Annotated in this window: 10 protein-coding genes; 8 read left to right on the top strand and 2 right to left on the bottom strand. The window is 69.4% G+C overall.

What is annotated here, in order from left to right:
- Positions 1-402: 402 nt before the first annotated feature.
- Positions 403-558 carry a hypothetical protein gene (locus ACIBN2_RS43515; protein ID WP_399143306.1) on the bottom strand — a complete coding sequence of 52 codons (156 nt, stop codon included), beginning with the start codon at positions 556-558 and terminating at the stop codon, positions 403-405.
- 724 nt (positions 559-1,282) lie between these two features.
- The gene (locus ACIBN2_RS43510) at positions 1,283-1,837 is read right to left on the bottom strand and encodes a hypothetical protein (RefSeq protein ID WP_399143304.1); all 555 of its coding nucleotides are present in this window, start codon (positions 1,835-1,837) and stop codon (positions 1,283-1,285) included.
- A 623-nt stretch (positions 1,838-2,460) separates the two neighbouring features.
- Here ACIBN2_RS43510 and ACIBN2_RS43505 point away from each other — a divergent pair.
- The 8 genes from ACIBN2_RS43505 to ACIBN2_RS43470 all read left to right on the top strand — a co-directional run bounded on the left by ACIBN2_RS43505 (position 2,461) and on the right by ACIBN2_RS43470 (position 11,604).
- Positions 2,461-2,808: a PadR family transcriptional regulator gene (locus ACIBN2_RS43505; protein ID WP_399143303.1), complete on the top strand. Its 348-nt coding sequence runs from the start codon at positions 2,461-2,463 to the stop codon at positions 2,806-2,808.
- Between the two features lie 77 nt (positions 2,809-2,885).
- Entirely contained in the window at positions 2,886-3,638 is a 753-nt protein-coding gene (locus ACIBN2_RS43500) for an HD domain-containing protein (protein ID WP_399143302.1), read from the top strand.
- The gene (locus ACIBN2_RS43495) at positions 3,635-3,904 is read left to right on the top strand and encodes a hypothetical protein (protein WP_399143300.1); all 270 of its coding nucleotides are present in this window, start codon (positions 3,635-3,637) and stop codon (positions 3,902-3,904) included. The genes ACIBN2_RS43500 and ACIBN2_RS43495 overlap by 4 nt, the downstream gene beginning before the upstream one ends.
- A gap of 132 nt (positions 3,905-4,036) precedes the next feature.
- Positions 4,037-5,380 carry a hypothetical protein gene (locus ACIBN2_RS43490; protein WP_399143298.1) on the top strand — a complete coding sequence of 448 codons (1,344 nt, stop codon included), beginning with the start codon at positions 4,037-4,039 and terminating at the stop codon, positions 5,378-5,380.
- Between the two features lie 83 nt (positions 5,381-5,463).
- Positions 5,464-5,865 carry a hypothetical protein gene (locus tag ACIBN2_RS43485; protein ID WP_399143296.1) on the top strand — a complete coding sequence of 134 codons (402 nt, stop codon included), beginning with the start codon at positions 5,464-5,466 and terminating at the stop codon, positions 5,863-5,865.
- A gap of 726 nt (positions 5,866-6,591) precedes the next feature.
- The gene (locus ACIBN2_RS43480) at positions 6,592-7,263 is read left to right on the top strand and encodes an HNH endonuclease family protein (RefSeq protein WP_399143295.1); all 672 of its coding nucleotides are present in this window, start codon (positions 6,592-6,594) and stop codon (positions 7,261-7,263) included.
- Positions 7,264-7,818: 555 nt separating this feature from the next.
- Positions 7,819-9,702, top strand: a complete 1,884-nt coding sequence (locus tag ACIBN2_RS43475) for an ATP-dependent nuclease (RefSeq protein ID WP_399143293.1) — start codon at positions 7,819-7,821, stop codon at positions 9,700-9,702.
- Between the two features lie 3 nt (positions 9,703-9,705).
- On the top strand, positions 9,706-11,604 hold the full coding sequence (locus tag ACIBN2_RS43470; RefSeq protein WP_399143291.1) for a UvrD-helicase domain-containing protein: 1,899 nt from the start codon (positions 9,706-9,708) through the stop codon (positions 11,602-11,604).
- Positions 11,605-11,631: the final 27 nt, after the last annotated feature.

Below are 11,631 nucleotides of genomic sequence, written 5' to 3'. Positions count from 1 at the left end.
CAGGCGCTGCGATATTTGGCCGAGACCAATCTCGAGACAGGTGGGCTGCCGGAACGCCCTTGGGAGAGACGGCGTTTGTGTGCCTAGCTGCGATAGATCGGCCTGAGTGGGACGGCGCAGCGATGAAGCGGAGCGTGCTGTAGCGGCCTGGCGTGGCGCGATCTCAATCCGGTGTGACCCGGTGGCTACGGCACCTCCGGGGCGACGTGGCCATGAACACCGGAGCCGCCACCCAAATGCTGCGGCGCGGCGATCAGCACGTGGGCTGTTCCCTCTCGCGGTCATCCTGGACGACCCAGGGGAGATAAAGCGGCGCGGCGGTCACGTCCTCGAGTCGAGCGCCGCCTGACGTCCGAGAGGCGGTGGGGCCGGGCAGGAAGGCCAGCCCGGCCCCACCGCCGATCAGCCGATCAGCTGGTGCAGCACGGGAACGCTGAGCCCGAAGGACGCCAAGCCCGCGGCGACGGCCTTGGGCAGGGACTTCTCGGAGAGGAACACGAGCCCGCCCATGGTGAAGCCGATGAAGCCAGCGGCCAGGAAGACCACGGCGGCGTGCACAGACAGCAGTGGCGGCCCCTCGGACGGCAGACCTGTGCTGGGCGGGTCAGGTGGTTCCGGGCGAGCAGGTACCGGGGATTGTGGGTCCCGATGCATCGGGAGTCTCCTACGAGGCGGAAGAACAGAGACGGCAAACACCTGCCGTGGTGTCGTCCGCGTGGGGGTGGCGCACGCCTCGCGGTCGGCGGTCCTGCGGCTCTCTTCCTGAGAGCGTCCCTGCCGGGCTTTCGGCCCGAGCCCAGGGTGGCATGTTCAGCGTAGCGGCGATCGGCGCCGGTATTGCCTTGTGCTCGCCGCACAGCGAATCCGCCCAGGCCGTACGCGGGTACAGCTCGGGATCGGCACGGTTTCCTCGGCGACGCGGTGGCAGACAAGCGGGCGGCGGAAGCCCTCCTCGGTCGGCACCTTCATGAATGTGGTCTGCAGAGCAGTCGTCCGGGTCCTGAGCATCCGTCCGCACCGAGCAGCTGTGCACCCCGGAGTTGAGCGCCGGTGACATCCACGCCCACCACCTGGTACGGCACGTAGACCCCCAGCCGATCTTGTCGGGAGGGCAGGGCGTGACACCGGGCGCTGAATGACCCGTTGGGGTCGTCCTCCATCGACGCCACCAGGTCACCCGGCGCACCACCCGCCTCTTGGCCCTCGTCTAGCTGCCACAGCCGGGGCGCGGTCGTCATACAGCCTGCGCAGGACGGGATCCGCAGGGTAGCGAGTGGCTGGTTCAGGTGGCGTCGTAGGCGAGCTTGGCCAGCTGCAAGGCATGGTGCAGGCTCGTCTCGTCCCTGAGGTCGACGCTGACGCGGTACTCACGGTGTCCGGTGGTGAGGGTGCGAGCCGTGCCAGTGCCGAGCTCCTCGAGCTGTTGCTTGCTGTAGTTGAGCCGAAGGTTGATGGTGCTGCGCTCCGCGTAGGCATAGGCGAAGCCGCCGAACTGCGAGCCCTGCCTGCGCAGACGCAGGTAGCGGCTGTAATCCAAGGGAGCTTCGGTCGGCGCGCTCTTGCGCTTGATGCCGTGCACGCTGACGTTCTCCCAGCTGGTCGTCTCTGCGAGAAACTGAACGAACAGATCACGAGTCGGATTGCCACTCAGCAACTGCCGCACGGCGTCCTGGCCCTCGTCGGCCACTCCCGGGATCCGGGTCGGCAGCGAACCGTCTCGAACTCCTCGCGCGGTCACTGATGTTGGGCCGTGGCGCTGATCTGCGAGCTCCCGCAGCACCTGCGAGGCGTCCAGTTCCTCGGGAGTGCCCTCGAACTGGAAGACGGTCAGCTTCATTTGAATCCCCCTCAAGGTCAACGTCCTCTCGCACTATCACCGGCTATCCATAATTCTACCAACTATGGATAGCTGGTGAGGATGGAGTAGACCTTGACCGAGTCTCCTGCAACGTCCGGGATCTACGGGACATGCGGTCGCTTCACCTTCTTGCTCACGCCAGTGCGTCGAGCCGGCTGCTGCCGGGCGGGGAAACGAAGAAGTAGCCGCCTCCGGCGGTGAGGGTGTACTTGGCCACGGCCTCGCTCTGCAACCGGTGCTGCACGACCTCGAAGCCTTCTATCAGGTCACGTTAAGCAGGAGAAGATCAGGCCCTGGTCGTCGGTGCTGCGGCGGTAGGTGTGGCCGCATCGCACCAGCGGCGGGGGATGGTGCCGGTCGGGAGCCGCCTTGCGGACGTGGGTGACACGGCCACCGGCACGGTGGCCAAACGCGAGCTGCACGGCTGGCAAGTACGTCCCGGACATCTACCTGCTCACCGCCATCGCCTGCTCTGGGTCAGCCCTTGAGCTCTCACTCCGGCTGAGGGCTGAAGATCGATCTGGGCAGCGACCTGCCGTCGCAGCTCCAGGCCGCTACACATTCTCTAGACATCCCGTATATAGGCTATGTAGAGTACGAGTATGGGTAGTCCGCGTATGACCCTGCAGACCCAACTGGTGCTGCGGGCTTTGCTGGAAGATCCCGCCAAGCAGCGCTACGGCCTCGAGCTGTGCGAGCTGGCGGGACTGCCGTCGGGCACGATCTATCCGATCCTGGCCCGCCTGGAACAGCTCGGCTGGGTGGACAGCACCTGGGAGGACCCGGCCGTACACGAGGAAGCCGGTCGGCCGCGCCGCCGGTTCTACCACATCACCAAGGACGGCGCCGAACAGGCCCGCCTGGCCCTCGCGCGCGCCTACCGCGCCCGCAAGCAGCCACTGCCCGGCTGGGCGGCCGCGCACCCGGTCGGCGATGGGGGAGCGTCATGAAGGCCTTCCACGGGTTAACCGCCAGGCCGAGCAGGCGCCACGGCAACAGCCCGTCCCTCGACGGCATTTTGGCCGCCGTGCGTGCACATCATCCCGAGGTTGACATCACGCTCATCGAGCGTGCCCACGGTGAGGCCGCCCGCTGGCACGCGGGACAGACCCGCTACAGCGGCGACCCGTACCTCACCCACTGTGTCGCCGTCGCCGCCATCGTCGCCGACGTCGGCATGCCGCCGACCGTGGTCTGTGCCGCCCTGCTGCACGACGTCGAGGACACCCTCTGCCCGCCGGGCCGTGTAGCCGAACGCGTCGGCCCGGACGTCGCCCAGCTGGTGTCGGACGTCCGCACCGCCAACCTCGGTGCGCTCCGGCCGGGAAGTCCCCGGCTCGACGCCGCAAGGCCGATCGCCCGACTGACCCAGGAACAGGCCGTGTTGGCCATCCGCCTCGCCGACCGGCTCCACAACATGCGCACCATCGAGTTCGTCGCACCCGGCAAGCAGCACGGCAAAGCCCGCGAGACCATCGACGTCTTGGCACCCCTGGCCCGCGCGGCCGGCCTGGCCGACGTCGGCCAGGAACTGCACGACCTCTCCGCGGCCGTGCTCCGGCCGGTACCCACCGCATTCGCCGTCACCACACGCGTGCTGGCCCTGCTCACCATGCTGCTGCCCAGCACACAGCGAGTCCGATGGCGACAGGAATGGCAGGCGGAACTGGCCGTCCTGCCCACCCGCCGCACCCGCACCCGCTTCACCTTCCGGGTGCTGCTCAGCGCACCCCGGCTGTCCCTGACCCTGCGCCGCCCCATCTGCCAGGAGCCACGATGATGAGCTGGGCGGGCCACATCGGCGGCCTGCTCGGGGCGGCAGCCGCCTGCGCAACGGCCATCGTGGGCACAGGCTCACCCGGCTGGGTGGTCGCAGGACTCACGGCGAGCGCGCTCGTCGTCCTCGCGCTCGTCCTGTTCCTTCCGAGCGAAACACCCGCCCGCCGCCTGGGACAGCTCATCCAGGCCTGGCGCAACCCCGCCGGGCCACGCCCCGGCCCACCCTCCAACGCGCCGTCCCCGGCTGCCCGCAACGGCAGCGCCTGACCTTCCGGCAGGCGTTCCCGCAGCCACCCGGATCCTGACCAGGTGGCACCGTTGCAACGGGTCCAGAGCCAGCCCCAGCCCACGACGGCGTGACGGACCGATTGTCAGTGGCGGCGTCTAGCCTCCCCTGACATGAGTCTTGCGCGCCGACCGGCCAGCGAACTTCCCGGTGACCCGGCCCAGTTGCGGCTGGTCTACAGCCATGAGCACGACGCCGTGCCCTACGACGACGAAGACACCCTCGAAAACTGGCGGGTCTCCATCCGCGTCTACCACGGCGAGGAGGAGGAATGCGCCGGCGGCTGCACCGACGCCTGCCAGCAGCTCATCGACCACGGCGACGAGGTCGGCCATCTGAGCCTGTGGCGGCTGCGCGAGGACACCGGTACGGACCGCTGGATGGTCGCGGACGCCCGGTCCGGAGACCTGGAGGGCATCGCCTCCGCCGTCCTCGACGACGGCGAGTACTCCACCGCCTTCCAGGACGTCATCGACTGCCCGGTGGGTGATCTGCTCATCCTCGACCGGGTGTTCCTGGCCCGGCCCTGGCGCGGCTTCGGCCTGGGCCCGGTGTTTGCCGCCGAGGCGATCCGCCGCCTGTCCGGCGGCTGCTGCGCGGCCGCGGCCGCGCCCGGCATGGCCGAATGGCCCGACAACCCCGACGAGGTGAGCGACGCCTACCGCGCCGCCGCCAACGCCAAGATCGCCGCGCTGTGGGAGTCGATCGGCTTCCACGCCTTGCACCGCGGGGTGCAGCTGCTTGATACCAGCCTGCAGGAGCCCGTCGACCTGCACCGTGCGCGCCGCAAGGACCTGGAAGACCTCTCCGCCGCCTACCAGGCCCACCTCGCTGACCAGCCCGCCCACCCCGAGCCGGCCACAATCCCGAACGCCCCGCCGATCGCGCCCGCCCCGGCGGTCCGACCCGCTCCCGTCCCGGCGGCAGAGACGGAGCCCAGCGACGGACTGGCGGCCGCCGCGAGCCTGTCCGACCTCCAGTGGGAGAGCGAGAGCTCCGGCTGGAGCCACAACGACCGCGCCACCGCCCTGTCCGTCGCCGCACAGGCCACCCACGACACCGACCTGCGCCAACTGGCCGCCCGCATCAAGTACGTGCACGAAGGACTGCGCGACGCCTGGATCTCCGCGGTCGCCTTCCCCGGCAGCCGCTTCGATCTGTATCCCTTCCGGGAAAACCCCGCCGCGCTGGGGCCGCTGGCCGACGTGTGGGTCTATGGCTGCAACCTCAGCGGCCGCTACCAGGGCCGCTCCCACGCCGTGGGCCGGGGCTGCCGGCACGGCCGCCCCCTCACCCCGAACACCGAACGGATGCCCCTGGCCCACCTCCTCGACCTCAGTAGTTTCTGGGAATGGAACGGGCCCAGCTGCTCCTTCTGCCACGGATGGTCCGGACAACGCCTGACCCCCGACCCGCACGCCCACTACCTCACCGTGCTCGCCGGCCACCGGAACTGACCGCAGCGATCACGGGCACCGACCCGGATGCCGCCGCGCCGCCGCCGGCACGGCCCCATGGCGGGCAGCAGAGAGCAGGCCACATGCACGACCGTCACACCGAACACCGCCGTGCGCGGCAGTTGCCCGACCGGCTGCATGCCGTCGGCCCGGGCTGGCACCCGCTGCTACTGCGACTGCACACCCAACTCCTCGCCTGGGACGCGGACTACCGAGTCGAGGACCTCAAGGAAAAGTTCGGCGCACTTCGCGTCCACATCGCCACCGCCTCGGGGCCGCCGGGCCCCGAGATCCGCGGCCTGATCCTGTCCGCCGAGGAACAGTCCGCGGCCGTCTGCGAGTTCTGCGGGGCAACCGGACGCCGTCGGCGCCGTGGTGATGCCCCGTACGGCTGGATCAAGTCGGTGTGCGAGTCGTGCCACGCCGCATGGTCCCGCCACGCCATCATGATCGCCCGTGGTGCTGTGCGCCGCCGCACGCCATGACGACGACGGAAACGGAACTGTAGCCGCCGTTTCGGGTCGGCCGGGGCGTCGGCCGCGCCGGCACGGGGAAAAGTCAGGGCAGCGCCCACCGTCCGGGCCGGTGGGACGGAGGCCGCGTGCGAGGGCTCGCGTTCCTCCCCTCCAGCACGAGTCCCTCACCAGTTGATCCTTGTGCCCGTCGGGAATTCGCCGGAGCACTCCCCGGTCGCGAACCGGCCGCGAGGGCCTGGGCCGGGGCGGCCCCCAGCGGGAAGCAGCCCCGGCCCGCTCCCGAGGACCTCCCTCGACCGGGGCACGGGCAGGTGGCCGTTGACGCTCCTCGTGCCGTTCACCCAGGCGGTTCGTTGAGTCGGTGACACGCGGTGTATGTGTCGGCGGCCTGACCCGCTTGTCTGCCCGGCGGTGGGCCGGGCAGCATGCCTGCCTCGGTGGGACCGGGTGGTGAAGGCGGCACCGGGGCACCCTGGCCATGAACACCGGAGCCGCCGCACCCATGCTGCGGCGCGGCGATCAGCACGCCGGCCATTTCCTCCCGAGAGCAATCCTGGACCACCCGCGGTGGGGGGAGTGCGGCTGGAGCTGCTCCGCATGCAGCGATGGACGAGAGTCAGACGATCGGACTTAACCCCCGACTGGGTCGCGTCACCCGCGTTCGCGGGCGGGACGCCGGCGTGAACCGATACGAAGATCACGCACTGTCTGTGATCTTCGAGAGGATCTTGTCTCGTGCGCTTCGCCCGGACCGCAGCCGCTGCTGTGTTCGCTGCCCTCCTCATCCCGACGACCACCGCACACGCCGCCCCGGCTGCTGCCGCACCGGGTGACACCGTCACTGCCCCCGTACGCGACCTCCTCGCGCATCTCCCGGTGCGCACCGAGGACCGCACCGGCTATGAGCGCAGCAAGTTCAGGCACTGGATTGACGCGGACAGGGACGGCTGCAACACCCGCGCCGAGGTGCTGAAGGCCGAAGCGGTCATCGCCCCGACCCAGGGGCCCAACTGCGTGCTGAGCGGGGGCCGGTGGTACTCGCCCTACGACGACCGCTACCTCGACGGCCCCCGGGGCCTGGACATCGACCACCTGGTCCCGCTCGCCGAAGCCTGGGACTCCGGCGCCTTTGCCTGGACGGCGGGGGAACGGGAGGCCTACGCGAACGATCTGGGCGACGACCGTGCGCTGATCGCGGTCTCGGCCTCCTCCAACCGGTCCAAGGCCGACCAGGATCCCAGCACGTGGCTGCCGCCGGCCACGGGCTACCGCTGCACGTACGTCACCGACTGGGTGGCGGACAAGACCCGTTGGGGATTGAGCGTCGATGCCGCGGAACAGTCCACGCTCGAGGGCGTGCTCGGCGACTGCCCCGACGTTCCCGTCACCGTCATCCCGGCCCGCTGATCCCGTACCGCGCCGACCTGGTTCTGGTGCGCAACCACCGCGTACCAGAGCACGGTTGAGAAGTCTTCGGGCACTGGGCTGGGCCGTGCCCGGCGGACAGCGGACAGCGGACAGCGGGCTGGGGGATCGCGCACCGAGCGGCGCAGTGCTGCCCGCTGAGGTAGGCGACGGTCAAAGATCCCTCTCCGATGCAGCGCAGGTCCCGCCCTTCTGAGGCGGTGAGCCCTCGCTGCGCCACGGCTGGCGGGTGCGGTGGCTGGTACGTCGCGCCCCGCGCCTGTGCCCCCCGGTAGGAATGCGGCCGACGGGGTGCAGGCGTGCGGGGCATGGATGCCGCGGTTGGCCTCGGCGGCGCGGCGTGGGACGCCTGCTTGTTACCAGTGGGGACTCGTATGTCAGGTGCCCCAGTTCTGAGCCTGTGGACATGAAGTGAAGGAAGTGTGCTTATGATGCGTCAAAGTCGCCCGTTTAGCCCGGCGTTGGGGGTGCGGGCGGCTTGAGAGCGCCTGCGTCATGGAGGACGCGGGAATGCAGGAACTATCGGGGGGCCGTTTCGTGTACCTGGCATGCCTGTTTGCCGAGAACTTCAGGATCTTCGGCCCCGCTCCGGGACAGGACGGCGCCCCGGACACCCGGCTGCGGATGGACTTCGGCCCCGCCACCAATGTCCTGGTCGGTGAGAACGGCAGCGGGAAGACCGCGGTCATCGACGCCATCCGCCTGTGCCTGCAGACCACGGCGGGGGACTACTACCGGATCACCACCGACGACTTCCACATCCGCGGCGGTGACCGTGCCGCCAGCTTCACTCTCACCTGCGGGTTCAAGGACCTCACGCCGCAGGAGCAGGCCGTCTTCCTGGAACTGCTGACCACCGAGGCGGACGGCAGCAGCTCCCTGTACGTCACCGTAAGGGCGCAGCTGATCGACCCCCCGCACTCCAGCCGGGTCTCCCTTGTCACCCGCACCGGCCGCGACGGCCAGGGCCCCACCCTCGACGGCACCGCCCGGGAACTGCTCAAGGCCACCTACCTGCGCCCGCTGCGGGACGCCGAAGCCGAGCTGCGATCCGGACGAGGCTCGCGCCTGTCGCAGATCCTCAACGGCTATCCCGCCATCAAGGACCAGGCAACCAGCGACTTCGACCCGGCTGACGACACCGCCAGCACCCTGGTCGGCATCCTGCAGCGCACCGAATATCACCTCAGCCGCAACAAGGCCATCACCGCGGCCCGCGACGACATCAACACCAGCTACCTGCAGAAGTTCGCCATTGGCTCCGACACCCTGCGCGGCGAGATCGGCGTCTCCGGCGACGCCACACTCGCCCGGGCACTGGAACGCCTGGAGCTCCGCCTGTTCGCCGGCACCAAGGAATGGACCCGGCACGGACTGGGCTACAGCAACGCACTGTTCATGGCCGCCGAGCTGCTCCTGCTGGGCAACAGCGAACTCGCCCCGCTGCTGCTCATCGAGGAACCCGAGGCCCATCTCCACCCGCAGCTGCAAACCCGCATCATGGACCTGCTGCGCGAACGCGCCGGAGAAGCCGATGACAAACCGGCCCTGCCGGTACAGGTCATCTGCACCACCCACAGCCCCAACCTCGCCTCCGCCACACCGGTCGAGCACCTCACGCTCGTCTCGCGCGGCGCGACCTTCAGCCTGGCCCCGGGGCAGACCCGTCTGCACCCTGATGACTACGCCTTCCTCTCCCGCTTCCTCGACGTCACCAAGGCCAACCTGTTCTTCGCCCGCGGTGTCGCCGTTGTGGAGGGCGACGCGGAGGCCATCTTCCTGCCGGCTCTGGCCCAGGCGGTGGGACGGTCGTTCAACGAATGCGGTGTGAGCATCGTCAACGTCGGCAGTGTCGGCCTGTTCCGCTACAGCCGCATCTTCCAACGTGACGGCGCCCAGATCCCCGTCACCGTGGCTTGCATCCGCGACCGCGACCTCGTGCCCGCGGGCACCCCCAAGGAGATGCGCGGAAAGCTGAAGTGCTCTGCCGAGATGAGCGCAGACCAGATCGAGGCGCGTGTCAGTAAGTTGACTGCCGAGGACAGCGGCAATGTCCGCACCTTCGTCTCCGATCACTGGACCCTCGAGTACGACCTGGCCGCCGCCTCCTGGACCATGGCCACCCTCATGAACCAGGCGGTCCGCTCCGCGGTCGCCTCCAAGAACAAGTGGCCCACTGCGGACAGGCTTGACGAACTCGACCAGGAGGCGCGGCTCGAGGTGCAGCAGTGGAAGGACAGCGGTACGTCCCTGACCGACGCCGCGCTGGACATCTACAGACCTCTACGCCTGGACGATGCCAGCAAGACGATTGCCGCCCAGCACGCCGCCCGGCTGCTGCAGTGCACCCCGGTCGCAGACGAGGACCTGCCCCCGTACCTGCTGGCCGCGTTCGACTACCTGTGCACCCCGGCGGTCTGACCCATGACGCTTCCCTTCGCCCCCGACGCCCTGGCCAAGGACAAGGCCGAGGCACTGGCCGCACGGCGCGGCCTCGACCTCACCCACCCGCAGCAGTGGGACTTCCTGCAGAGCGCCGAGTCCCTCGACCTGCAAGCCGCGCCCGGCTCGGGCAAGACCAGCCTCATCGGCCTCAAACTCACCCTGATCGCACAGGGATGGTCGTCAGCGACCCGCGGCATCTGCGTCCTGTCCCACACCAACACGGCCAAGGACGAGATCACCCACCGCGTCAGCGACTCCCCGGCCGGACGCCGCCTGCTGGGTTTCCCTCACTTCATCGGGACCATCCAGTCCTTCACCAACACCTTCCTCGCGCTGCCCGCCCTGCGCTCTCAAGGCATCGACCTCCAGGCCATCGACGACGATGCCTACGAGCACGCGGCCCTGCGCATGCTGGACAACAACCGCTCCTTCTTCACGCTGAAGGCATACACCGAACGCCGCCATGACGGACGCGATCTCGTCGCTGGCGCCCACTACATCTGCGACGCCGGCGAACTGACCGTCACCGGCCCGGCCGGGACCCTGCCCTTCAAGAGCACGAGCCGCAGCGCGCAGCAACTACTCCGCCTCAAGAAGGATCTCGCCGCCCAAGGCCACTTCCGCTACAGCGACATGTTCGCCATCGCCGAGAACCACCTCCTGCACCACCCCGACATCGCCCAGGCCGCCGCGCACCGCTTCCCGTTCGTCCTGCTCGATGAAATGCAGGACACCAGCGACCTGCAGCAGCACCTCCTGGACCAGGTCTTCGGCAGCACCGGCACCGTCGTGCAGCGAGTCGGCGACGTCAACCAGGGCATCTTCACCGACCGCACCCCAACTCCCGTGCGCCCCACGGCCTTTCCCCAGCCGGGCGCGGCCCAGCTGCCCGTCAGCCGCCGCTTCGGCCCCCAAATCGCCGACCTGGCCAGCCTGCTGACCGTCCAGCACCGCCAGGCCATCCACGGTGGCGGGCCGCAGGGGACGATCGCGTTGCTGCTCTTCGACGACGACTGCGTGGCCGGCGTCGTCCCCGCCTTCGAACGCCTGGCCCGCGAAACGGTGCCCGACCAGCTGCTGGCCGCCTCACCACCCCGCGTCCTGGCCTCACGGCTGACTCCCGGAACGGCCAAGGGCTTCCCCCAGTCACTCAGCTGCTACCTGCCCGGCTTCACCCCTCGGCCCGCCGCACCGGCCACGCACGAACTGATCACCGCCGTGCGTTCAGCGCGCGCCCATCTGACCGCCGGTGACCGGCGCACCGCAACCGTCCAGGCCTGGGACGCCGTGCGCAGAGCGTTCCGCCAGGACGCCGACAACGCCCTGCCCGCGATCCAGCGCATCGAACGCGGAGCCGCATCGGCCGGCCTGCACATGCGGATACTGCTGCTCGACCTGCTCAGCGCCGACATCGATGACCCAGTGCAGTGGAACGCCCTGATGGGGCGCCTGCGCGAGCTGCTGCCGCAGCTTGCCGACGGCGCGCCACCACCGCGCATGGACCACCTCCTGCGCCACATCCCAAGCCCCGTTGCACCCGCCGACACGGTCGGGCAGGAGGCGGCCCCGACGACGGCCGTAGCCACCTCCATCCAGCGGGCCAAGGGCGAGACACACGCGGCCACCCTCATCCTCGAATGCCTCGACAGCCGCGGCCGCAAGTACGACGTCCACGAGACACTCGCCCTGGTCGCACAGGCACAAGAGGTGACCGACGCCCCGATCACCCTGCGCAGAGCAGCGCAGTTGCTCTTCGTAGGGGCGACCCGCCCCACACATCTGCTCACCTTCGCCGTGCACCGAAGCCGCATCGAGCCCCACCTCGCGGCACTGCAGTCGCGGGGGTGGCTGGTTGAAAGTGTGCCCGCCGGGCCATGAGACCGTGCGGACCGCGCACAACTCATG

Origin of the sequence: Streptomyces sp. NPDC050534, assembly GCF_044457745.1 — a bacterium.
Taxonomy (GTDB): domain Bacteria; phylum Actinomycetota; class Actinomycetes; order Streptomycetales; family Streptomycetaceae; genus Streptomyces.
Note: the sequence above shows the minus strand (reverse complement) of the source record. Positions and strands in the feature narration are given on the sequence as shown.

Coding starts and splice junctions, on each gene's coding strand:
- ACIBN2_RS43485 (WP_399143296.1), top strand. CDS start 5,464: ATGCACGACCGTCACACCGAACACCGCCGTGCGCGGCAGTTGCCCGAC.
- ACIBN2_RS43495 (WP_399143300.1), top strand. CDS start 3,635: ATGATGAGCTGGGCGGGCCACATCGGCGGCCTGCTCGGGGCGGCAGCC.
- ACIBN2_RS43510 (WP_399143304.1), bottom strand. CDS start 1,837: ATGAAGCTGACCGTCTTCCAGTTCGAGGGCACTCCCGAGGAACTGGAC.
- ACIBN2_RS43490 (WP_399143298.1), top strand. CDS start 4,037: ATGAGTCTTGCGCGCCGACCGGCCAGCGAACTTCCCGGTGACCCGGCC.
- ACIBN2_RS43470 (WP_399143291.1), top strand. CDS start 9,706: ATGACGCTTCCCTTCGCCCCCGACGCCCTGGCCAAGGACAAGGCCGAG.
- ACIBN2_RS43505 (WP_399143303.1), top strand. CDS start 2,461: ATGGGTAGTCCGCGTATGACCCTGCAGACCCAACTGGTGCTGCGGGCT.